We start from the raw sequence: 24,935 nt of genomic DNA, 5'->3' as shown, positions 1-24,935 counted from the left end.
CTTAAAACATTTTATAAACTTGTTTTAAGGTTTGGAATTTGATTTCTCTATTTTAATTAACTTCCTAGTTTTACTACGTTGTTATCTTCTTGGGGAGCTGATTTTATATTTAATATTTCAACAATTTCAAGTTTATTTTCCCAAAGAATTTTATCATCTTTTTGGTTACTTATTTTTCCTCTAACTTCAACATTAACCATGTCTGTTGGAGCTTTTTTATATTGCTCTGCAAGTTTGTTTAACTCATGCATTTTATCGGTAATTAAAACGCCATAAATTTCTGCATGTGTTTGTAAAACAGCTGCGCCACCATGATATACAAACTCCCCTTTTAATAGTGTTAGTCCATCACGTTGTTTTTCGGTTAATTCACTGTCATCTGCAGTAATTGTTTCTTTTTGATCTCCTTTTGTGTTGTCTTTACAGCTTAAAAACACTGTAAACATTAATGCGATAAAAAATGTGCTTTTTTTCATTTTTAAAATTTAGGTTTTTTAATATAATGAGAGACTTTTTATTAACACTTCATGAAACTTATTTCATTTTTTACCCTACAGATCCTTCTAAACTTATTTCTAATAGCTTTTGGGCTTCTACAGCGAATTCCATAGGCAGTTTATTTAATACTTCTTTACTAAAACCATTAACTATTAACGCAATTGCTTTTTCGGTATCAATACCACGTTGATTACAATAGAAAATTTGATCTTCACCAATTTTACTAGTTGTTGCTTCGTGCTCTATTTTAGCTGATTTGTTTTTTGCTTCTATATATGGAAATGTATGTGCACCACATTCATTACCCATAAGTAAACTATCACATTGTGAAAAGTTACGGGCGTTTTCTGCTCGCGAATTTATTTGAACTAAACCACGGTAGCTGTTTTGTGATTTACCTGCAGAAATTCCTTTTGAAATGATGGTCGATTTAGTGTTTTTACCTAAATGAATCATCTTAGTACCTGTATCTGCTTGTTGGTAGTTGTTCGTTACTGCTATTGAATAAAATTCTCCTACCGAATTATCGCCTTTTAATACACATGAAGGATATTTCCATGTGACAGCACTACCCGTTTCTACTTGAGTCCAAGAGATTTTTGCATTTTTCTCACATAATCCTCGTTTTGTAACAAAGTTGTACACTCCACCTTTTCCTTCTGCATTTCCTGGATACCAGTTTTGTACTGTTGAGTATTTAATTTCAGCATCATCTAAGGCTATTAGTTCTACAACTGCAGCGTGTAATTGGTTCTCATCTCTGCTTGGAGCAGTACATCCTTCAAGATAACTTACATAGCTTCCTTCATCTGCTATAACAAGTGTTCTTTCAAATTGACCTGTACCTGCTTGGTTAATTCTAAAGTATGTTGATAATTCCATAGGGCAGCGTACGCCTTTTGGGATATAACAGAAACTTCCATCACTAAATACAGCGCTATTTAATGCTGCGTAAAAGTTGTCTTTTTGTGGTACAATGGTACCTATGTATTTTTTAACAAGTTCTGGATGCTCTTTTATGGCTTCAGAAATACTCATAAAAATAATACCTTTTTCTCCTAAGGTTTTTTTAAATGTTGTTGCAACAGATACTGAATCGACTACAACATCCATAGCTACTCCAGATAACTTTTTTTGTTCATCTAAAGAAATACCAAGTTTTTCAAAAGTTGCCAGTAATTCTGGATCAACTTCATCTAAACTTTCATACTTAGGTTTGCTATTTGGTGCAGAGTAATATGAAATACCTTGGAAGTCGGGTTTTTTGTAATTTACATTCGCCCATTCAGGCTCCTCCATATCTTTCCATACTCTAAAAGCTTCTAGCCTCCAATCTGTCATCCATTGTGGCTCTTCTTTCTTTTTAGAAATAGCACGTACAATATCTTCATTTAAACCATTAGGAAATGTTTCAGATTCTATATCTGTGTAAAAACCGTATTCGTATTCCTTGGTTTTAAGCTCCTCGCGAAGGTCATCTTCTGTATACTTCGACATAATTCTTTATTCTTTCTTAAATTTTATAGTGAAAATGATTCTCCACAACCACAGGTGCGGTTAGCGTTAGGATTATTAAATACAAAACCAGTACCGTTTAATCCTCCAGAATATTCAAGAGTAGTTCCTATAAGATATAGGAAACTTTTTTTATCAACAATAATTTTCACATCATTATCTTCAAAAACTTTATCGTCTTCTTGATTTTCTTTATCAAACTTTAAATCATAGGACAAGCCTGAGCAGCCACCACTTTTAACACCAACGCGAACGTAATCTGTAGTAGGATTGTAGCCGTCATCTTGCATAAGCTCAATAACTTTTTTCTTAGCTGTTTCAGAAACTTTAATCATAACATCTTTAATTTAGATTTATTCATATGTCTTTCATATTGTTTAAATACTGGCACATATAACCTTTGTTAATAAAATTGACTATTGTTTAAAATAATCAGTAAATTTATTAAGATGATTTCTAAATAGAGTGCAAATATACAATATAAGTCATGGATTTCCATATAACCTAACATTATATTAATATATAATTTTATAGGTTTTTCTTATGGTTTTATAAAGTTAAGGTTGTTTATAAATTCATAATCAGAGAGAGTCAGTAAAAAAGCTTTTAAATCTGCTTTGTCTTGTGGAGTTAAATGTACACCTCCTTGTGCTACTTTTTTCATTAAGGGGTCTATGGTTGTAGAGTTTTTGAGTCCTTCACTGTAATGATTTATAACATCGTTTAAAGTTTTAAACCTACCATCGTGCATATAGGGTGCTGTAAATGCTAAATTCCTTAACGAAGGCGATTTGAATTTACCATTATCTGCGGGGTCTCCAGTAATTGCTCCTAAACCTAAATCTGTAATAACTGTATCTAAACCGTTGTTGTGAAATATATTATCTGTCCATAATGGATTTTTGTCACTTCCATGGCAATGAAAACAATCTCCTCGAGTTTCATCCATAAAAATATTAAAACCATTGAGTTCTTCTGCTGTTAAAGAGGTTTCTCCTAAAAGGTATTTGTCGAATTTAGAGTTAGAAGATATTAGTGTGCGTTCAAATTGCGCTATAGCTTTTGTAACTAAAGTAGAATCTATTGTTGATGTTCCAAATGCTTGTTGAAATAATTCTGGATATTCCGGATGTTGTTGTAATTTTTCTTCAACTTGAATCCAAGTACTCCCCATTTCATTGGGGTCTGTTACAGGTAAAAAGGCTTGGTGTTCTAAACTGAAAGATCTACCATCCCAAAAAAACTTTTCATCATAATTCCAGGCTAGGTTAAATAGAGGCATAGAGTTACGTTTGCCAAAAGCACCATTAATACCGTCGCTAAACCTGTCTGTGTCTGTAAATGCATTTTCTAGGGCATGACAGTCTGCACAGGCTTGTGTGTTATTTGCAGATAAAATGGGATCGAAAAACAGTTTTTTACCTAGGGAAATACCTTCAATAGTTTGCAGATTATTGTTCGGAATTACTGGTGCTAATATATTATCTTCAAAAAGTTTTGGAATTTGTAATAAGCTTGGTTTGGATACATAGGTTTCTATTTTTTCATTTGAACATGATATACACGTGAAAATAAAAAGTATATAAATATATGTGTTCCATGTTTTCAAAATAAAACTATTGAATTGGTTTTAAATTAAATGTGTTTTGACCATTTTCAAACATCATGATTTGGGCATCGAAATTAGGCATGAGCATATTGTTTAATGTATTTAAATCCCAGGTGTTTGGGTTTTTAAACCATTCTGCTATATTTATTTCAATATCAAAAGTAGAATTATTAGAAACAGTAACTTCTCCTAGGTTGACTTCAAAAAATGTATCTTGAAAAACTTGAATAGCTCCAGAGTTATTTACGGCTCTTATCGTGTGATATGCGTATCCAGTTTCTGTACTAGTATTGTCTATAAATTTACCTTCTAGTTGCATGTAGTGGTAGCCACCACCTAATGCTTCAGGAACATTCCATGATACCGAATTTAAATCTGTGTAATTATTATTGTAATTAGCATCATTATTAAAACCAAAAGTAAAAGATAGACTGCTATAAACTCCTAGTGGAATAGCAGTAATTGGTGTAAATGATAGATCTGTGTTATTGGTAACATCTACTAAATTGTAACCATCAAGGACAATTGTTTCTCCGTTTGGTTTTGTTAAAGTAACATTTGAAATTAAATAACGAAGTTTTGTGATGCTCATTTCTTCTCCATTAGCATTAGTGTATTGAATGGTGTTAAAATTAGCATTTGTAAAAGGGGTTTCGTCCCAATTATGATTAAAATTAAGAGTAATATTAGTTCTTTCAGATTGATCATCATTGTCGTTATTACATGAAATTACTGTAAATAAACAAGTTATTAGTATAAAGTTTATTCTTTTCATTTATTGATTTTCTTTTATTTTTAATATGAGTAAATCTGTAAATCCATTATTGGTTGTAATATCTATATCGGAGCTATTAGACTCGCCAACCGAGATTATTGTCTTGTTATTAATTTCAATAGCGTCATGTGCAAGATCAATACTGGAGCCTCCAATGTTTTTTTGCCATTTTAAATTGCCATTGGTGTCTATCTTTAAAACCCAAGCATCATTTTGTCCATTATTTTTGTTTAGATCATTATCTGAGCTTCTTGAACTGCCAGAAATAATGAAATCGCCATTCTGAGTTTTTGATATTGAACGGCCAGCGTCAAAATTAGTGCCTCCAAATGATTTTTCCCAAATTAAATTCCCGCTAGGTGATATTTTAATAATCCACAAATCTGCTGCGCCGTTATTAAATGAAACGTCTAAATTGCTGCTTCTGGTATCTCCAACAATAATGTAATTGCCATCATTTGATTTTTCAATAGCTCTGGCCTCGTCAATTTCGCTACCTCCATAAGATTTCTCCCAGAGTAAATCTCCAGTTTCGGATATTTTCACAACCCAAAAATCATAAGAGCCTTTGTTTGCTTTTATATCGACATCGTTACTGTCTGATGAGCCTACTATAATGTAGCCATTATCTTCTGTCTGTATGGCATCGTAAGGTGTATCTGTAAAAGTGCCTCCATAGAATTTACTCCATTCTTTCTCTCCTAAAGTGTTAAGTTTTATTGCCCAGTAATCGCCACCAGCATGTTGTGTAGCTGTGCTTTTGCTGTTTCCTTGTCCGTTAGATGCTGAAACATCTAGAACGCCAGTTAAAAGAAAGCCTTTATCGTTAGTTTGAATTATAGAAATACCTTGGTCTACTCCAGAAAAACCGAATGATTTTTCCCAAGAGATAGTTCCGGAACTATCTAATTTAGATACCCAAAAATCGTTAAAACCATTATTTTGCGTTACATCTCCATTGGCACTTTTACTAAAACCTGTTATAGCGTATCCGTCATCTAATGTTTGAATGATGCAGCTTCCTCTATCGTCATCACTTCCACCATATGTTTTTTGCCATTGTAAGCTATTGTTGGCATTAAATTTAAGTAGCCAGTAGTCGAAAGATTCATTGTTTTTGTTTGTTATGTCTCCATTTATACTTTGAGTATGTCCTAAAACGACGTATCCGCCATCTGAAGTTTTGGTAATGTTTTTGGCACTTTCATTTTTTGAGCCTCCAAGTGTTTTTATAAAATCTAGTTCTACTTTAGATGTGTTTGATGGCTTTGAAGTATCATCATTTTGTGAGCAACTAAATGTTTGTAAAACAATAGGCAGGAGTATTAAAGCGATTATATGTTTTTTTAAGAAATTATACATAAGCTAATAATTATGTTCCGCTTTTTCTAATAATAAAGAGCCCTTTATTAATATCGCTAATTATTATATTTCCACTTGAGAAATATGGATAGACGTTCCAGGCGCCTTGGAAGCCAGTAATATTGTTATCTGTGTAGGTGTCAAAAAAACCTATTTCGGTAATGGATTTATTACTAATGTTGGTTATATCTAACATTCTAACTCCAGCTCTGTAATTTGCTTGATAGTACGTGTTGCCTTTTACATAACCATTATGATCTATAGCTGTAAAATTGGAGAAATAGTCTGTATGAAATAGTGGGTTATCTAAATCTGTAAAATCAAAAACGATGGTGCGCGTATTGTTTCCTATATCTTGTTCATCTGTTTCATCACCTAAAATAAAGTATTTGAGGTCTTCGGTAAACCAACCTTGGTGTGTGTAGCCGACGTTATTATAGCTAATTGTTGAAATACTTATAGGTTTTGCTTTATCTGTGACATCTACAATAACGACTTCGTTTTCATTGCTTCCAATTAATATTTCACGACCTATATAGTCTGCGTCAGGACCACTATAGGTTACTACTTGAGCATCGTGAGAATAACCTCCTGCTCCAAATCCACCTTCAGAAACTGGTGTTTTTGGAGTATTAATGTTAATAAATAATGGCCCTCCTTTAAAAATACCTCTTCTGTCTGTTCCAACAATGTATGCATAGCCACTGGTTTCATTTATTACAATATTATGGGCGCTGCCAAAGTCTGTAAAATGTGTGTCTGCTGAAAAAATTTCTGGTAGATTAGTTAAATTTCTTAGTCTAGTTAAATCAAATACTTGTAGTCCGTGATTATCAGCTTTGTCTGCAACAATAAAAGCATGGTTTTTAAATACTTTTACATCTCGCCAAGAACTTGCGGTTGTTGCTGTAGGCAGGTTTCCTAGATAAATAGGGTTGTTGGCTTCTGTAATATCAATAAATGAAACGTTACTATCAGTACCCATTAAAGCGTATTCTTTTCCTGTTGTGCTGTCTGTCCAACCCCAGCAATCATTTCCAGATATTGCTCCAAAAGTGCTTAATGGTATGTGCGCCATTAAATCATAATTATTACATGGATAAATATCTGCAAAACCATTTTCACAAGGGAATAATGCTTCAGATATATTGTTATTTTTTATAGAAGTGTTGTCTTTTGAACAATTGTAAAGTAATACTAAAATAGCACACCCTAAAAATCCTCTGTAAAGGAGTTTGGTATATTTCATAACAAATTTATATTAATAACTAAATAAGTTTTGTTTTTAGTATAAAGGTAGTAAAAACAAAATTAGCTTCTTATTTTTGCATCATGATAGAAGATAAAAATCAACAACGAACTCAATTAAGTGATTTAGGTGAATTTGGTCTTATAGATCATTTGACTAAAAATTTCAAAATTAAACAGTCTTCGACAGTTAAAGGAATTGGTGACGATGCAGCTGTTTTAGATTTAAAAAACAAAAAGATTGTAGTCACTACAGATTTACTTGTTGAGGGTGTACATTTTGATTTAAGTTACGTGCCATTAAAGCATTTAGGTTATAAGGCGGTTGTAGTTAATTTATCAGATGTGTATGCTATGAACGCAAAAGCTACACAAATTACAGTGTCTATTGCGGTATCAAATAGGTTTCCTTTAGAAGCTTTAGAGGATTTATATGCTGGAATAGAAACAGCTGCTTCTATTTACAATATTGATGTTATTGGAGGTGATACGACGTCGTCTACAACAGGGTTGCTTATATCTGTAACGGCTATTGGTGAAGTTGAAGACAATGGTGAAGTGTATAGAAGTGGAGCTAAACCAAATGATTTACTAGTTGTTACAGGAGATGTTGGTGCAGCTTATATGGGGCTTCAGGTGCTTGAACGAGAAAAGGAGGTTTATAAAGTGAACCCTAATAGCCAACCAGATTTAGAGCCATATTCTTATATTATAGAAAGGCAGTTAAAGCCTGAAGCTAGAAAAGATATTATTAAATTGTTGAGAGATTTAGAGGTGAAGCCAACATCAATGATTGATATAAGTGATGGTTTGTCCTCTGAAATAATTCACCTTTGTAAGCAGAGTGAAGTTGGGTGTGATTTATATGAAGCAAAAATACCCTTAGATCCTCAAGTTATTTCAACTTGTGAAGAATTTAATATTGATAGTACCACTGTGGCTTTAAGTGGAGGAGAGGATTATGAGTTATTATTTACTATTTCTCAAGACGACTTTTCGAAAATAAAGGCAAATCCCAATTTAACAATTATTGGTCATATTAAAGATACTAAAGAAGGCATGCATTTAGTTACTAGAGCAGAAACTAGAGTTCCTATTAAAGCACAAGGCTGGAGAAATTTTAATGATTAAGAATTAAGTAATTGTTTAGGTTTTACTCACGTCTTATGTTCATTTTTTGAGCATGCTTATAGTACGTAAAATACTAAAAGATCATTTATTTCTTTATACTTAGGTATAAGTTGTTTTTTACACGTGTATTCTTTTACATAATAGGTAACATGACGTGTTATTTTTAGTCATGACTAAATATTTTTTTTATTATTTAATTAGATTGTTTAAAGTGTGTTAAGGTGCTAAAAACAATTTAGAAGCATGAGAGATTGTTTAATAAACTGATGAAGCGACTGCTTTATTCTTTGAACGTTCCATCCTTGAAGTGTGAATACGTTCTAATATGTCATTAATTTCTCTAAATTTAGGGGTTAACTCAATTAATTGACCATTACTGTCTGTGGTTAATTCTTTTTTACATTGGGAGCAAGTGTATTCTTTAACATGGTATGTAACTTTTTTAGTTACTTGATAATCATGTCCAAACAAATTGCAGTACATTTTAGGAATTAGTGTTGGTTTGTTAGTAGTTTTTTTCATATCTTTTATCGTTAGGGATTGTTAAATCTAAAAATAAAAACGAATAAAACGACAAGGTGTTATTATTTTTCGATGAAACGCAAAGCATTGTACGAAAAGTCTTTTTTATTCTCGATATGACTCATGTGTCCATCAGAAAACTCAACAACTTGGACTTGTGTATTTTTTGTTTGAGTAATTAATGAATTGTAATCAAGTACAGGATCTCTTCTACTTAGAATCATCATTTTTTTAAAAGGCGTAAAGTGGAGTAAGGCTTCTCTGTCGTTTCTTATTTTCATACCTTCAAGTGCTGCAATAATACCTTGTAAAGGTGTTTTTAATGCTTCATTTTTTAATTCTTTTATTTCTTCAGAGAAAATAGTTCTGTTTTTTGGTCTAAATAAATTAGTAATAGCCATTCTTATAAATGCTTTATGGTTTTGTTTTACAGCTAAAATGGCTCTATCTCTGTTTTTTTTCTTTTCTGGGGTGTCTGCATTGGATGTGGAATTCATTAAACATAATCCTTTTAAAGCATCTGGGTTTTTTTCTGCGAAAGCGAGCGCTACATACCCCCCCATGGAGTGGCCTATAAATGTGGAGCGTCTAATTTTTAAGTGTTTAAGAACAGCTTCCACGGCTTCGGCCATAAGTTCCATAGTGTGTAAATAACCTAAGCATTCTGATTTTCCATGACCTAATAAATCAATACAAATTACTCTGTTTTTTTTTGAAAAAGATGGGATAAAAGGTGACCACATAGAGCTATTCTCTAAAAAACCATGTAATAATACAAGAGCGTTTCCTTTTCCTTGATCTGTATAAAAAATGTTAATGCCTTTATGTTCTAAAATCATTTTAAAGTATATTGGACAAAGATAAAAGCATACTATGAAAAAAACTAAAGAAATACTAGTTACAAGTTTTGCATTGTTTTCGTTGTTTTTTGGAGCTGGTAATTTATTAATCCCTCCTCTTTTAGGCTATAATTCAGGAGGAAGTTGGTTTTTAGTGACTATCGGTTTTATGATTACCGCAGTAATTATTCCTATTTTAGGTATTTATGCTCATGCTAGATTACAAGGCACAATGTATGATTTTGGAAAAAAGGTATCTCCGCTCTTTAGTGTTGTTTATTGTGTTCTAGTTTATTTAATATCTATTGCTATTCCATCACCAAGAACTGCATCTGCTACTCATGAAATTGCTATTTATCCAGTTTTTGGTACTTCTCCATTATTAACAAGTGCTATTTATTTTTCTCTAGTATTGGTATTCGTTTTAAATCGTTCCAAAATTTTGGATTTCATTGGTAAATTTTTAACGCCTTTTATCGTTATTATGCTTTTGTTGGTTATTGGTATAGGGTTGTTTTCTTCAGAATTTATTACAAATATGCCTAATCTAAATGCGCCATCTTTTGTTAGTGGTGTGTTAGAAGGTTATCAAACGTTTGATGCGATAGGGGCTGTTGTAGTTGGAGCTGTAATTATTGTGTCTTTGAATTTTAAAGGACAAGTTTCTTTTAATGTTAGGAAGGATTTAATTAAAAAGTCAGGACTAATTGCTGGTTTTGGTTTGTTTATTATATACGCTGGATTAATTTCTGTAGGGGCATTCTATGGTACGGAAATTAATATTGATAATGCCTTAAATAATGATATGCAGCGTGCTGTCTTATTAAGAGGTATTAGTTTAGCGGCTTTGGGATCATTTGGTAATATGACTTTAAGTATTTTAATTTCTCTAGCCTGTTTTACAACAGCTGTTGGTATTATTGCGGGTACTGCAGATTATTTTAAAGGCTTATTTGGTGATTCTCAGAAGATCTATGTCTTAACTGCAATTATAGCATGTCTTTTTGGGGTTGTTGTTGGTCAATTAGACTTCCATTCTATTATTGTTTTGGCTTATCCAGTTTTGTTATTTATTTACCCTATCACAATTGTTTTAATTTTCCTTAATGTAATTCCTGAAAAGTTTGCGGCTCCCATAGTGTTTAGAACTACAATTTTAGTTACTTTAGTATTCAGTATTCCTGATGTTGTAAACTTTATAAGTCCTTCGAAAATATTAAAAAATCTTATTGATTTTATTCCTTTAAGTCATTATAGTGTGGGATGGTTATTACCAATGACAGTTGCTTTTTTAATTGTTAATCTGTTTAAAATTATAAAAAATAAATGATTAGGCTTTTACTCTTTTAATAGCGGCAAAAGCTTTGTCTACAAACTCATCTTCAACTAAAATAGTGAATTCATTTGTGGTAGATATAACTTCATATAGTACAACGCCTTCCCATGCTAAACGTTTAAAAAAATGGTAATAAAGTCCTGCGATTTTTGAGTTGTCTTTGGGTAGGTTAATACTAATAGCAGATAGGCCGTCTTGTATTGCAAGAAAGTGTTCGTTTTTAAGTTGTTCTAAAATAAAATCTTTTAGACTACTTGAGATAATAATATTGCTTTCATGAATACCTCTAGTAAACGTATAAAAAAGCTTAGATTCTTGATTAATTCGGTCTAGGATTTTTGCATGGTTATCTATAAGTGTATCAGAATTTCTAACGGTAAAATCTGTTAAATTAGAGCGTACTGTAATGTCTCCCAAATTCTGAATAGCCTTTTTCATTTTAACAGAATTCGATAAAGTAGTAGGAGGGTTGTAGCGTCTTAAAGCCATCATGATTGCTCCAGGTTTTACATCCTTCTTAAGCATCTTGCTTATAGGTTCTGTAAGTTCAATGGCTAAGGCGCTAAAGTTTATAATATTTCTTGATAATGCCTCTTCTAGGTAAGGTTGCGTTATTAGAATATCTTCAACACAATTTGATACTGTTTTCATATGCTTATTTTATGATCTTTATTATTTATAATAGCTATACCATTTAAATAAATAACTATTAGAATGACAAACACATTTTGTTAAATATTTAACAATATGTGCAAAAATAAACATATTTTTTAATAAATATAGCTATTAGCTAAATGAGTTATAGTTTTGCTTTCAAAATAATGAAAATCAAGTACCTAGTATTAAGCTCTTGTTTTATAAATAGCTTGTTTATAGGTTTTTAAAAGATATAACATGAAAGTATTAAAGTTTGGAGGCACCTCAGTAGGATCTATTGAAAATATGAGCAACGTTAAAAGTATAATTAACGATGGTAAGAAGAAGGTTGTAGTGCTTTCTGCTATGTCTGGAACAACTAATAAATTAGTAGCTATCGCAAAGGATATAGCAGATGGTAAATCCAATGACGCTTTAGGTGTTATTAATAAACTTCATGAAACGTATTTTGTTACTATAGATAATCTTCTTAGTGATGTTGTTTTAAATAAAACTGTTAAAGGATATGTTTCTAGTGTCTTTAATTTTTTAGTAGAATGTACTTATAAAGATTTTTCTGAATTATTAGAAAATCAAATTGTTGCTCAGGGAGAATTGCTTTCAACTTTTATGTTTAATAGTTATTTAAAGCAAGAGGGCGTGAGTTCTGCATTATTACCAGCTTTAGATTTTATGCGTATTGACGGTTTTAAAGAACCAAATATTAATTATATAAAAGAGAATTTTCAGATTGTTTTAAATAAAGTTGACGAGGCCGATATTTATATTACGCAAGGGTTTATTTGTTTAGATGAAGAAGGTGAAATATCTAATTTACAGCGTGGAGGTAGTGATTATACAGCAACTATTATTGGGGCAGCTATTAAGGCTGAAGAGGTTCAGATTTGGACGGATATAGATGGTATGCATAATAATGATCCTAGGCACGTTGAAAATACTAGAGCTATTTCGAATTTGTCGTTCGATGAAGCTGCAGAGTTAGCGTATTTTGGAGCAAAAATATTGCATCCGCAAACAGTAACTCCTGTAAGAGCAGATAATATTCCTGTTCGATTAAAAAATACAATGGATCCTGATGCTCATGGCACATTGATTTCTAGTGAAACTTCGGAAAATGGAATAAAAGCAATAGCTGCAAAGGATAATATTACGGCTATAAAAATTAAATCTGCAAGAATGTTGCAGGCACATGGTTTTCTAAAAAAGGTATTCGAGATTTTTGAAACATATAAAACTTCTATAGATATGATTACAACATCTGAGGTTGCTGTTTCGTTAACTATTGATGATGATAGAAATCTTAATGAAATTCTTGCTGAATTACAGGAAATTGCTTCGATAGAGGTTGATAAAAATCAAAGTATTGTTTGTTTGGTAGGACATTCTATAGTAAACCATCAAGATACTTTTAGATTATTTCAAATATTGAAAGATGTAAAAATTAGAATGATTTCTTATGGAGGAAGTAATAATAATATTTCATTATTAATAGATACTGAAGATAAAATTAATACGCTACAAAAACTAAATAGTTATTTATTTGAATTAGTCACTCTATAGATTATTACATATTTTAGTGTTGTTAGCAAAAGGGTCGTTTTTATTAAACGACCCTTTATTTTTTTTGAATAAGAAGATTTTTTGGCTCGGATTTAATTCATGATGTCTTCAATCTCATCTGCTTCAATAGGGATATTTTTCATTAAATTAAAAGGTTCTCCAGTTTTTTGAATAACAACATCGTCTTCTAGTCTAATACCAAAGCCTTCATCAGGGATATAGATCCCAGGTTCGACTGTAAAAACCATATTAGCCTGCATAGGCTCTGTTAAAATTCCATAGTCATGCGTGTCTAACCCCATATGATGACTTGTGCCATGCATAAAGTACTTTTTATATGCTGGCCAATCTGGGTTCTCATTTTGTACATCAGCTTTGTCAAGTAAATTTAAGTCTAATAACTCACTGGTCATTATTTTTCCAACTTCAATATGGTAATCGGCCCATATAGTTCCTGGAGTAAGCATTTTTGTAGCTTCTTTTTTTACTCTATTTACAGCATTGTAAACAGCTTTTTGTCTTTTAGAAAATTTACCAGAGACAGGGACACTACGTGTCATGTCGCTAGAATAATTAGCGTATTCTGCAGCAACATCCATTAAAATTAAATCACCAGTTTTACATTGTTGGTTGTTTTCAATATAATGAAGTACGTTGGCATTATTTCCCGAGGCAATAATAGGTGTGTACGCAAAACCTTTAGAACGATTGTTTAAAAACTCATGCATCAGTTCTGCTTCAATATTGTATTCCCAAACATCTGGTTTTATAAAATTTAAAACTCTACGAAATCCTTTTTCTGTGATATCGCATGCCTGCTGTATTAAATCTATTTCTATTGGATCTTTTACAGAGCGTAATCTTTGTAAAATAGGGTTGCTTTTAGCTACACTGTGCGCTGGATATTTTTCTTTAAGCCATTTTGTAAACCTATCTTCTCTAGTTTCGGTTTCTACATTGGCTCTGTAGTGTTCGTTTGTGTTTATGTATACGGTATCGCATTGAGACATAATTTCTGCTATAACTTTCTCCATGTCTTGTAGCCAATAAACGGTTTTAATACCACTTGTTTCAAAAGCTTTTTCTTTAGTTAGTTTTTCTCCTTCCCAAACAGCAATATGGTCATTGGTTTCTTTTAAAAATAACATTTCTCGGTGCTTTTCTTTTGGGCAGTCAGGAAACAAAACGAGAATACTTTCTTCTTGATCAATACCAGATAGATAAAAGATATCTCTATGTTGTTGGAAAGGCATAGTGCTATCTGCGCTTATAGGGTATATGTCATTAGAATTAAAAATAGCTAAGCTGTTTTCTTTCATTTGGTTAGAGAATTTTTCTCTGTTTTTTGAAAAAAGGGTGTTTTTTATAGAATGGTATTTCATGTTAAGGGTGTATTAAGTTTGCTAAAAGTACTAAATCTAAATAAATCATGGATTATATTTATTATCTTTGATTTACCCCCTGATCGAATAGAAAAAGAATATAAAATTTAAAGAAAATGAAAAGAATTGTACTAATATCTTTCGGGTCGGTTATATTATTATGTTTATTGAGTGCCAACATGTTGTCTGCTCAGGTAATGTTAAAAGAAATATCATTAAAAGCTCAAATTAAAAGTTCGAGTTTAGTTATTGAAGGTGAGGTTATTGCTAAAAAATCTGTTTGGGATAATAGTCATAAAAATATTTATACTATTAATACAGTGAGAGTAAGTAAAGTGTTTAAAGGGGATTTATTAAAAACGGTAGATATTGTCACTTTAGGAGGGACTGTAGGGGAGACCGCCTTAATTGTTTCACCTAGCTTAAATTTAAGTGTTAGAGACATAGGCGTTTTTATGTTAGAGAATGATAATTTAGTTTTAAATAAAACAGGTAAATCATCAAGTGAAAAATTTAAACCTTATGGCTCGTTGCAAGGGTTTTATAAATACAATTTATATGATGATTTGGTGGTAAATCCATTTAATAAAAAACAAGGTATCTCTTCATCGTTTTACGCTGAGATAATGGATTATACTAAATCAAATTATACAGAGATGTCTTCGTTTAATGTGAATCAATTCTCGAAATCTAATTTAAGTAAAAGCTTAATGCTTCCTCCAGAAGCTATAACATTTTCTCCAACTACATCTACGGGAGGAACTAAATCCGTTTTAACTATAAATGGTACTGGTTTTGGTGCAACGAAGGGACGGGTTGGATTTAGTAATGCAGATGATGGTGGAGCAACTTTTGTTTTTGCTTTAGATACGCAAGTTTTAACTTGGTCCAATACAAGAATAACAGTGGAAATACCATCAAGTGCAGGAACGGGAAATATTTTGGTAGAAAATGCAGATACAACTACTGGGCAATCTACAAGCGATTTAACTATTACTTATTCAGAAAGTAATGCGGAATTTGATCCTGACGGTAACGGGCCTTTAGGACTTTATGCATACCCCATAAGACATATTAATAGTAATGGTAGTGGAGGTTATACATTTCAAATGCAAACAGGTTTTTTTAACAATTCTGAATTTCAGGGAGCTAAAGCAGCTTTCGAAAAAGTATTAGATCAATGGCGTTGTGAAACTAAAGTAAATTGGATTGTTGCTGGATCTGCAACGGGAATTGATATTGCGGCTGCAGATGATGTTAGCGTGGTTAAATTTGATAACAATAATGTACCTTCTGATAATTTACCAGCTGGCGTTCTTGGTCAAACTTTTAGTAGGGTTTCTGGCTGTGGAATTTCTGGTATGCCAGCTACTTGGAATGCACATGTAACTGAGATCGATATTGTTTTTGATTCTGCAATCGACTGGTTTTTTGGTACAGGATTACCAGATTTTGTGCAATACGATTTTGAAAGTGTGGCGCTCCATGAATTAGGTCATGCACATCAATTAAGCCATGTAATAGATGATTCTTCACAAGCAGATAATTCAAATGATGTTATGCATTATGCTATATCTAATGGTGAGCAGCAGAGAGTTTTAAATTCAAATAATATTACAGCAGCAAGTAATGTTCATGGTAGAAGTATTACTGTTAATGCTTGTTCACAAGGTTTAATGATAGATTATGTCGCTAATTGTACTTTGAGTACTACTAGTGATAATGAAGGAGAATTAGCAAGTGATGTTTCTATATTTCCTAATCCTACAAAGGGTAATTTTTCTATAAAAAAAGGTGCTTTAATTAGCTTAGAAAAAGCAGCTATTTATGATATTAGTGGAAGATTGATTTCTGAACATGATATTTCTGACGCATCAAATATTAAAACGATTAATTTATTTGGAGTTTCTAAAGGGGTTTATTTTGTTAATATTCATTCTGAAGGAACATTTATTACCAAAAAACTTATTTTTGAATAAAACCAAAATTAACTTATAATATTCAACATAGGGAATACTTAGTTTAAACTAAGTATTTTTACTTATAATTGTTCTAAATTATAATTTTTTATGCATAGGTTTTTGTCTAAGACTTTATTGTAAATTACATTTGTAATTAAATAAATTAACTTAAAAAATATGAGTGGATTTTTTAATTCTTCAATAGGAAGAAAAGTAGCTATGGCGCTTTCTGCATTTTTCCTGATGTTCTTCTTACTTCAGCATTTTGCTATCAATATTTTATCAATATTCAATCCAGATGTATTTAACGAAGTGTCGCACTTCATGGGTACAAACCCATTGGTGCAGTATGCTTTGCAGCCTGTTTTGATTTTTGGTGTTGTATTTCATTTTGTTATGGGGTTTGTATTGGAACTTAGGAATAAAAAAGCGAATGGTATTAAGTATGCAAAAAACAATGGTGCTGCGAATTCATCTTGGATGAGTAGAAACATGATTTACAGCGGAATTGCAATTCTTGCTTTTGTTGTATTGCATTTTATTGATTTCTGGATTCCAGAAATTAATACAAAGTATATTGTTGGAGATATGTCTGGATTGCATAATGGCGAGTTTAGATATTTCCATGAGTTAGTAGAGAAATTTGAAAACCCGTTAAGAGTTGTTGCTTATGTAATAGCCTTTGTGTTTTTAGCATTGCATTTACTACATGGTTTTACATCGGCATTCCAATCTATGGGAGCTACTGCGGGGCGCAAGAAAACATTACAAAATATTGGTAAAGCCTATTCAATTATTATTCCATTAGGGTTTATTGTTATTGCACTTTTTCATCATTTTAACCATTAATCTTAAATAGTATGGCTTTAGATTCAAAAGTACCAAAGGGTCCAATTAAAGATAAATGGACAGATTATAAAAATCATATAGACTTAGTTAATCCAGCTAATAAACGTAATATCGACATTATTGTGGTTGGTACAGGTTTAGCAGGAGGTTCTGCAGCTGCAACATTAGCTGAACTAGGTTATAATGTAAAAGCATTTGCTTATCAAGATTCTCCGCGTAGAGCACACTCAATTGCAGCTCAAGGAGGTATTAATGCAGCAAAAAATTATCAAGGAGACGGTGATTCAACTTACAGATTGTTTTATGATACTGTAAAGGGAGGAGATTACCGTGCTCGTGAAGCTAATGTATATCGTTTAGCAGAGGTTTCTGCAAATATTATAGATCAATGTGTCGCACAAGGTGTTCCTTTTGCTCGTGATTATGGCGGATTACTAGATAACCGTTCTTTTGGAGGGGTATTAGTATCTCGTACATTTTATGCGAAAGGACAAACAGGGCAACAATTATTATTAGGAGCTTACTCTGCAATGAACCGTCAAATTGCACGTGGAAAAATACAAATGTTCAACCGTCATGAAATGATGGATGTTGTCATTGTAGATGGTAAAGCAAGAGGGATAATAGCTCGTAACTTAGTTACAGGTGAAATTGAGCGTCATTCTGCACATGCAGTAGTTATTGGTTCTGGTGGTTATGGAAATGTATTTTTCTTATCAACAAACGCTATGGGATCTAATGTTTCTGCTGGATGGAAAATTCATAAAAAGGGAGCGCACTTTGCAAACCCTTGTTATACGCAAATACATCCAACATGTATTCCAGTGCACGGAGAGAATCAGTCTAAATTAACATTAATGTCTGAATCTTTACGTAATGATGGACGTATATGGGTGCCTAAAAAGAAAGAAGATGCTGAAGCTATTAGGGCTCATAAATTGAAAGCTACAGATATAGCTGAAGAAGATAGAGATTACTATTTAGAAAGAAGATATCCAGCCTTTGGTAACTTAGTACCACGTGATGTAGCATCACGAGCTGCTAAAGAGCGTGCAGATGCTGGTTACGGTGTTGGGCATAATGAAACTGGTGAGGCAGTATTTTTAGATTTTGCTTTTGCTATTGAACGTTATGGAAAAGAACAAGCCTTAATAAAAGGTTTAGATCAAAATAATAAAGCTTTAATTACAGACTTAGGTAAAAAAGTAGTAGAGGCTAAGTATGGTAATTTATTCCAGATGTATGAGAAAATTGTTGACGAAAATCCATATGAAACGCCAATGATGATTTACCCTGCAGTACACTATACAATGGGAGGTGTTTGGGTTGATTACAACTTGATGACTACCATTCCTGGGTGTTACTGTATTGGTGAAGCAAACTTCTCTGATCATGGTGCTAACCGTTTAGGGGCTTCTGCTTTAATGCAAGGTTTGGCAGATGGATATTTCGTGTTACCTTATACAATTGGAGATTATTTATCAAATGATATTAGAACAGGAACAATTCCAACTGATACTCCTGAGTTTGATCAAGCAGAAAAAGAAGTGAGAGAGAAAGTTGATTTCTTTATTAATAACAACGGAACAAAATCTGTTGATCACTTCCATAAACGTTTGGGGAAAATTATGTGGAATAAAGTAGGTATGGCTCGTAATGAAAAAGGGTTAAAAGAGGCTATGACCGAAATTAAAGCGTTACGTGAAGAATTCTGGAAAGATGTAAAAGTACCTGGTACTGCAGATACTTATAACGAAGAATTGGCAAAAGCAGGACGTGTAGCAGACTTTTTAGAATTAGGAGAGTTGTTTGCAAAAGATGCTTTAGAAAGAAACGAATCTTGTGGTGGGCATTTCCGTGAAGAATCTGCCGAAGAAGATGGACCGCAAAAAGGAGAAGCAAAACGTGATGATGAAAACTTTGCGTATGTAGCTGCTTGGGAATATAAAGGAGAACCAGCGAAAGCAGTTCTTCATAAAGAGGAGTTAGAATTTAAAGATATCGAGTTAAAACAACGTTCATATAAATAAGAAGGATTATGAAATTAACGTTAAAAATTTGGCGCCAAAATGGTGCAAACGATAAAGGAGGTTTAGTAGATTATAAACTAGACGGAGTGTCTCCAGATATGTCTTTCTTAGAAATGTTAGATATGTTAAACGAACAAATTATCAATGAAGGAGGGGAGCCTGTCGCTTTTGATCATGATTGTCGTGAAGGAATTTGTGGTATGTGTTCATTATATATAAATGGTGAAGCTCATGGACCGGATAGAGGTGTTACAACATGTCAATTACACATGCGTATGTTTAAAGATGGTGATACTATTTTTATAGAGCCATTTAGAGCGTCTGCATTCCCTGTAATTAAAGATTTAATTGTAGATCGTACGTCTTTTGATAGAATTCAACACGCGGGAGGATTTATATCTGTAAATACCTCTGGAAATACACAAGATGCTAATTCACTTCCAATTTCAAAGCATGCAGCAGATGAAGCTATGGATGCTGCAACTTGTATAGGTTGTGGAGCTTGTGTTGCAACGTGTAAAAACTCTTCTGCAATGCTATTTGTAGGTGCTAAAGTATCTCAATATGCATTGTTACCACAAGGGCAAGTAGAAGCTACAGATCGTGTTAAAAATATGGTCGCTCAAATGGATTTAGAAGGTTTTGGTAATTGTACTAATACTGGAGCTTGTGAGGTGGAATGTCCTAAAGGAATTTCATTAGATAATATTGCAAGAATGAATAGAGAGCTTATGAAGGCTTCTGTGTAATTCTATAATTTAAAAGAATATTAAAGCCCATATCATTTTTTGATATGGGCTTTTTTAGTGAAGTAATCTGCCTGCTCTGAAATATATTAAAGAATATCCTGATTTATAAGAAATAACAGCAGATTGAGAATAAAGCTAACATAACGTGATTGTGATTTTAAACTTAGAATAATCCTTAGTATCTGAAGTTAATAAAGGTACTTATGGATATAAGTAAGCACAAAAAGCTTATGGTATTAAAGGGGGCGTTTAGGTATGATTAAGGATATATAGTAGATTAGATTGAAGTAAACTAGACTTATATCTTATACTAAAACCATAAGAAATCCTAGTAAAAAAACAAACACTTAGAATAAGAAGGGAGTAAATACATTGATATGCTTAAAATTAATTGATATAAGAGTGACTTGTAATCCTGCAACAATTAAGGACCTTATTTTTGCTTTAATGTAAAATCATCTAAGTTTTATGGACAATAAAAAACCTGTTAAGCTAGCTTAACAGGTTTGATTTAATTTTATTAAAAGCTGTCTACCTTTTTTTAGTAGGACTTATAAAGTTTCTTTTTACTAAAACTTATTTAGTAACTACAAATTCTTGGTTAGCCCAAGCGAAAGCAGATAAATCTGCACCAACACCAGCTTTTGTAGCAACAGTGTTGTTTGAAGGAACAGAGATACCATCTGTAATTACAGATACAGTACCTGTAATATCACCACCTTCTTTGTCATCTCCTACATTTCCTTGAGCAAAAGCATTAGAAATAGTTAAAATACCATTTCCTTTATCATCGTTTGTATCTATTCTGTTACCAAAAGAAGCAGATCCGTAGGCAGCAAAAAGAACATTATCTATAGTAGCCTCAGTTCCTCTTCTAATCTCAGCACCAGCTTTAAGAGCTACATCAGGATTAAGGTTAAGTATTGTTACATTTCTTAATGTAGGTCTAGATATAGGTGTAGCAGTAGCATCAGAACCATTACTATCTCCTTCGATACCTCTTGGGTCTTCACTAGCCTCATCAAAACCATCATTACGAACACCAAATGCATTTGTTATAGTTCCTGTGTAACCACCTGTCCAATCAAACATATCATCTCCGATGTTAGCACAGTAAACATTAGTTACATTAACGCTACCTCCAAAGAATTCAATACCATCGTCTTTACCATCGCTTACAACTATGTTGTTTACTACTGTACCATTACCAACACCAAAGAAAGAAATTCCATTAAATTCTTGCTCCCCGTTTATTTTCGCTCCAGTGTATTCTGCGATAACATAGCTTAATTCTCCTGAGTTATCAGAATTATCATTGCCTCCATAAAGTAAACCGGCAACTTCAGATTGTACATCTGTACCTTTGTTGCTTATAGCTTTTCCAGCAATTACAATTCCACCCCAGTCACCAGCTTTAGGAGAACTAGCATCAGATGTGAATTTAATTGGATTAGCAGCAGTACCTTTGGCTATTAATTTAGCGCCTCTTTCTACAGCTAAGAATATATCAGTTCTACCGCTTTTAGCTTTAATTATTGTACCAGCCTCTATTGTTAAAGTTGTTCCTGTTTTAACTGTTAAAGATCCTGTTAGGTTATAAGCTACAGAAGCTAATAAAGTAGCGTCTTCTGTCAGTTCTCCTTTTAACTCACTACCTGTAATAGGAGTTCCTCCCTGACCTGGGTCAATAGACCTATTATCATCATCAGAAGAACAAGAGAAAATTGAAACTATAGTTACAACTAATAATAAGTTTTTTAAATTTTTCATTTTGGTTTTTTATTATTTTATAGGTTTTGTTAATTATAATGCAAATTAACTTCAAGAGTATAAATTAAGTTTTAAGCCAATATTAGTATTAGGTTAAGAAATTAGACTAAAGTTAAGCTAATGTTTTTTACTATAGCTATTTAGTGTTATCTTGTATAATAAAAAACCCTCAAAAGTATTTAATTTTTGAGGGATTTTTTATAATAATGAAGCTTATGTTTTTATAAGCTATAGCTTATTCCTGCAGATATTGAAGTTCCTCTTTTATATGTGTTCATTGTTAGTTTTTCTGGAATATCTCTATATCTTTCAAAACTAGGGTTCAATAAGTTTTTAGCATTAAATTTAACGCTTAAATTTTTATTGAATTTATGACTAAAAACAAAGTCTAGTAAAGGCACTCCTTTTTCAACAATGTTTTCTTTAAAGTTTGTTCCAATACTATATACTTTATCACTTTGATAATTAAATACTAATGTAGAAATAGTTTCTTTTTCATTTACTTTAAATCTATATGAAACATCAGCATTTATTGTAAAAGGAGATGCGCCTTCTAATTCAGAACTGCCTCCTGTGTAATTAAATAATGTATTAGTAGTGTTATATTTAAGTTCGGTTTTCATTAGTGTTATATTACCACCTATCGTTAGATGTTGAGATTTTTCATCATCTATTTCTTTAGATAGTATATTTAATTTTCCTTCTAGTTCAGCTCCAAAAACTGTTGCGTCACCAGAATTGTCGAATGTAAAATCTCTTTCTATAGCAGAGTTTCTTTCTAAACGGTTTATAGAGTTTTGGATTAATTTACCAAATACACCTATGGAGATTAATTCACTTTTATTAGGGAATAATTCAAATTTAAGTTCCCCATTATAATTATCTGAAGGAAGTAAAGCAGGATTACCACTTTCTTGAAAGTTAATCCCTTCATAAGTAAAAGGTGCAATTTCTTTAAACTGTGGGTATGTGTAAGTAACTCCACCAGATGCTCTTAAATTGATTTTTTCATTAACTTGATACTTCAAGTTAAGCGTAGGTAATATGTATTGTTTATCTAATGCTATTTTACTATTACTAGAAAAACCAGGGAAACTAATATTAGTACTCCACTCAATATCCATTTTTATGTCTTCAGCACGAATCCCAACATTAGCTGTGAATTTATCATTGAACTTAAACATAGCATCGATATATGCTGCATGTATAGTTTTTTCAGCATCATATAATTGTGGAAGATATGTTTCAGCATCATCACTGTTTCTACCTCTTGAAGTTTCTATTCCAAAAAACGCATTATCAAGGTTGTTTTGGTTAAAAGTAGAATCTAAATTGTTTATGTCTACAAAAGTATTTCTTGGATTTGTGAAGTTGTGATCAAAATAAATACCATCAAACTTTCTGTCTGTAATGCTTCCATTGTAACCTAAAGTTACTTTGCCTTTGTTTTCATAACGTTCTCCTAGGTATTTTATAATACTTAGTTTTCCTGCAATATTATTTTCAAATAAATTACCATAAAACCTACTGTTATCTCTTACTGCATTTTGAGATATTCTTGTTGTATTAGTGTCGTTATTGATAATGAAAGTATTTTTCCTTCTGTCGGGTTCATCATTGTAAATGGCATTATAACTTAAAGCAGCATTAACATCTATTGATTCTCCTAACTTGTTTGTAGATAACAATTGATTTACAAAAAGCTTATTTTGAATCTCTGTTTGCAATAATACGTTTACTAATCTATTGTCATCTGAATCTCTTCCTACATCAGTTGTTGTTCCAATGAAATCTTGAATTTTTTGAGTGTTAGAGTGAACAAATAAATGATTAAAACTTAATTTATGGTTGTTGTTAATTTTATAAGCAATATTACCCATTAACATTTTTGAGGCGCTATATTTATAAGTTTTAGTGTCGAATATGGATCCTACATTAAGAATAGCATTATCATTAATGTCAACAATTGCATCTGAAGCTCCTTCTTGAAATGTATATTTATTATTAAATGATCCAACTAAGAAAAAACTAACATTACTTTCGTCTGATAAAGCTATTTTTTTACCATAATTAACAGAAAGACCTAAATTAGGATTCGCTTTTCCAGAATTAGGGGAATAGCTATTGTCGAAACTATAAGTTGATAGGTTTCTTATTTTGTGTTTCGTGTTTGAATTAACTCCAAGCCAGTTAGCTCCATCAATTTCTTTAAAATCTTTAAGTGTTGTTTGTGTATTGGCTCCAGCAGAAACTCCAATTTTAAATAAAGATTTTTTTGAGTTTTCTTTACTTACAATGTCAATATTTGCTCCAGCAACATCAGAAGACATATACGAAGAAAAAGCTTTTGATATTCCTACGCTTTCTATAATGCTTGATCCAAATAACGATAAATCAATATTTTTGTTTCTTGGATCATTAGAAGGCAGAGGAAGGCCATTAAGTGTTGTGTTGTTGTATCTATCACCTAAGCCTCTTACATAAATTTTGCTAGAACCTTCTTTTTTATTTACACCAGTTACTTTTAAGGTTGCTGCTCCTGCATCAGATACCGCTTTTTTGCTGAGTTCTTGAGCACCTATAGCTGTTTTTATACTTACAGCTTTCTTTTGATCCAACAACAAGGCAGTTTCACTTTCTCGTTTAGTTGTTGTTGTAATTACAACTTCATCTAATGAAGCCGAACTAGCACTCATAACAACATTAACTGTTGCGGTTTCTCCAGCAACAATGGTTACAGGTATCTCTTGAGTTTCGTAACCAACAAAGCTAAATTGTAATATATGAGATCCAGGTTGAAGTTCTTCAAGTTTGTAAAGTCCTTCAAAGTCTGAAGTCGTTCCTTTTGTTGTCCCTTTTATGATAACATTTGCAAAGGCTAAAGGCTCATTATTGTAATCTTTATCTGTTAGTTTACCTGTCACAGAACCAGTACTTTGAGCGTGCGAAAAAGACGCTAAAATCAATGTAAATACTACTACTAAATTTCTCATTTTGTTAATATAGTTTCTTGGCGCAAAGAACGGTAGAACCTATAAACTCGATGTTATTAATAGGTTAAACAACAGTAATAAAAGTGTTATCTAAATGTTAACAAAACATTGCGTTGATAATTACGAAACAATTTTTTAACATTTAAAAA

Annotated in this window: 20 protein-coding genes; 7 read left to right on the top strand and 13 right to left on the bottom strand. The window is 32.2% G+C overall.

Features of this window, described 5'->3' with window-relative positions:
* Positions 1-56: 56 nt before the first annotated feature.
* The 7 genes from A8C32_RS01960 to A8C32_RS01930 all read right to left on the bottom strand — a co-directional run bounded on the left by A8C32_RS01960 (position 57) and on the right by A8C32_RS01930 (position 7,008).
* On the bottom strand, positions 57-476 hold the full coding sequence (locus tag A8C32_RS01960) for a hypothetical protein (RefSeq protein WP_069828769.1): 420 nt from the start codon (positions 474-476) through the stop codon (positions 57-59).
* A 70-nt stretch (positions 477-546) separates the two neighbouring features.
* Positions 547-1,995 carry a Fe-S cluster assembly protein SufB gene (sufB, locus tag A8C32_RS01955; protein ID WP_069828768.1) on the bottom strand — a complete coding sequence of 483 codons (1,449 nt, stop codon included), beginning with the start codon at positions 1,993-1,995 and terminating at the stop codon, positions 547-549.
* Positions 1,996-2,018: 23 nt separating this feature from the next.
* Positions 2,019-2,348, bottom strand: a complete 330-nt coding sequence (locus A8C32_RS01950; RefSeq protein WP_069828767.1) for a HesB/IscA family protein — start codon at positions 2,346-2,348, stop codon at positions 2,019-2,021.
* A gap of 206 nt (positions 2,349-2,554) precedes the next feature.
* A complete protein-coding gene (locus A8C32_RS01945) occupies positions 2,555-3,622 on the bottom strand; it encodes a cytochrome-c peroxidase (protein WP_349267220.1) in 1,068 nt (355 codons plus the stop codon).
* 7 nt (positions 3,623-3,629) lie between these two features.
* Positions 3,630-4,397: an MbnP family protein gene (locus tag A8C32_RS01940; protein ID WP_069828766.1), complete on the bottom strand. Its 768-nt coding sequence runs from the start codon at positions 4,395-4,397 to the stop codon at positions 3,630-3,632.
* On the bottom strand, positions 4,398-5,759 hold the full coding sequence (locus A8C32_RS01935) for a hypothetical protein (RefSeq protein ID WP_069828765.1): 1,362 nt from the start codon (positions 5,757-5,759) through the stop codon (positions 4,398-4,400).
* A gap of 10 nt (positions 5,760-5,769) precedes the next feature.
* A complete protein-coding gene (locus A8C32_RS01930) occupies positions 5,770-7,008 on the bottom strand; it encodes a choice-of-anchor B family protein (protein WP_069828764.1) in 1,239 nt (412 codons plus the stop codon).
* An 83-nt stretch (positions 7,009-7,091) separates the two neighbouring features.
* Here A8C32_RS01930 and thiL point away from each other — a divergent pair, with 83 nt between their 5' ends.
* On the top strand, positions 7,092-8,138 hold the full coding sequence (gene thiL / locus A8C32_RS01925) for a thiamine-phosphate kinase (RefSeq protein WP_069828763.1): 1,047 nt from the start codon (positions 7,092-7,094) through the stop codon (positions 8,136-8,138).
* A 255-nt stretch (positions 8,139-8,393) separates the two neighbouring features.
* Here the strand turns inward: thiL and A8C32_RS01920 are convergent, their stop codons facing one another.
* On the bottom strand, positions 8,394-8,660 hold the full coding sequence (locus A8C32_RS01920; RefSeq protein ID WP_069828762.1) for a DUF1660 family phage protein: 267 nt from the start codon (positions 8,658-8,660) through the stop codon (positions 8,394-8,396).
* Positions 8,661-8,722: 62 nt separating this feature from the next.
* Positions 8,723-9,499, bottom strand: a complete 777-nt coding sequence (locus tag A8C32_RS01915) for an alpha/beta fold hydrolase (RefSeq protein ID WP_069828761.1) — start codon at positions 9,497-9,499, stop codon at positions 8,723-8,725.
* Between the two features lie 34 nt (positions 9,500-9,533).
* Between A8C32_RS01915 and A8C32_RS01910 the strand changes: the two genes are divergently transcribed.
* Positions 9,534-10,829 carry a branched-chain amino acid transport system II carrier protein gene (locus A8C32_RS01910; RefSeq protein ID WP_069828760.1) on the top strand — a complete coding sequence of 432 codons (1,296 nt, stop codon included), beginning with the start codon at positions 9,534-9,536 and terminating at the stop codon, positions 10,827-10,829.
* Here A8C32_RS01910 and A8C32_RS01905 read toward each other — a convergent pair whose 3' ends face one another.
* Positions 10,830-11,486: a hypothetical protein gene (locus A8C32_RS01905; protein ID WP_069828759.1), complete on the bottom strand. Its 657-nt coding sequence runs from the start codon at positions 11,484-11,486 to the stop codon at positions 10,830-10,832.
* 243 nt (positions 11,487-11,729) lie between these two features.
* Here A8C32_RS01905 and A8C32_RS01900 point away from each other — a divergent pair, with 243 nt between their 5' ends.
* Positions 11,730-13,052, top strand: a complete 1,323-nt coding sequence (locus tag A8C32_RS01900) for an aspartate kinase (protein ID WP_069828758.1) — start codon at positions 11,730-11,732, stop codon at positions 13,050-13,052.
* A gap of 92 nt (positions 13,053-13,144) precedes the next feature.
* Here the strand turns inward: A8C32_RS01900 and A8C32_RS01895 are convergent, their stop codons facing one another.
* Positions 13,145-14,434: an aminopeptidase P family protein gene (locus A8C32_RS01895; RefSeq protein WP_069828757.1), complete on the bottom strand. Its 1,290-nt coding sequence runs from the start codon at positions 14,432-14,434 to the stop codon at positions 13,145-13,147.
* A gap of 116 nt (positions 14,435-14,550) precedes the next feature.
* Here A8C32_RS01895 and A8C32_RS01890 point away from each other — a divergent pair, with 116 nt between their 5' ends.
* From A8C32_RS01890 to A8C32_RS01875, 4 genes are all read left to right on the top strand, one after another.
* Entirely contained in the window at positions 14,551-16,413 is a 1,863-nt protein-coding gene (locus A8C32_RS01890; protein ID WP_083253205.1) for a T9SS type A sorting domain-containing protein, read from the top strand.
* Between the two features lie 159 nt (positions 16,414-16,572).
* The gene (locus A8C32_RS01885; RefSeq protein ID WP_069828755.1) at positions 16,573-17,244 is read left to right on the top strand and encodes a succinate dehydrogenase cytochrome b subunit; all 672 of its coding nucleotides are present in this window, start codon (positions 16,573-16,575) and stop codon (positions 17,242-17,244) included.
* An 11-nt stretch (positions 17,245-17,255) separates the two neighbouring features.
* A complete protein-coding gene (locus tag A8C32_RS01880) occupies positions 17,256-19,274 on the top strand; it encodes a fumarate reductase/succinate dehydrogenase flavoprotein subunit (RefSeq protein WP_069828754.1) in 2,019 nt (672 codons plus the stop codon).
* Positions 19,275-19,282: 8 nt separating this feature from the next.
* Positions 19,283-20,023 carry a succinate dehydrogenase/fumarate reductase iron-sulfur subunit gene (locus A8C32_RS01875; protein WP_069828753.1) on the top strand — a complete coding sequence of 247 codons (741 nt, stop codon included), beginning with the start codon at positions 19,283-19,285 and terminating at the stop codon, positions 20,021-20,023.
* A gap of 576 nt (positions 20,024-20,599) precedes the next feature.
* Here A8C32_RS01875 and A8C32_RS01870 read toward each other — a convergent pair.
* Both A8C32_RS01870 and A8C32_RS01865 read right to left on the bottom strand, forming a co-directional pair.
* Entirely contained in the window at positions 20,600-21,793 is a 1,194-nt protein-coding gene (locus A8C32_RS01870) for a hypothetical protein (protein WP_069828752.1), read from the bottom strand.
* Positions 21,794-22,014: 221 nt separating this feature from the next.
* Positions 22,015-24,786 (bottom strand): TonB-dependent receptor, encoded by a 2,772-nt coding sequence (locus A8C32_RS01865; RefSeq protein WP_069828751.1) that lies wholly within the window; start codon positions 24,784-24,786, stop codon positions 22,015-22,017.
* Positions 24,787-24,935: the final 149 nt, after the last annotated feature.

This window comes from Flavivirga aquatica, assembly GCF_001747085.1.
GTDB classification, from domain to species: domain Bacteria; phylum Bacteroidota; class Bacteroidia; order Flavobacteriales; family Flavobacteriaceae; genus Algibacter_C; species Algibacter_C aquatica.
The sequence above is the reverse complement of the archived record's forward strand: the minus strand, read 5'-3'. Positions and strand labels throughout refer to the sequence as shown.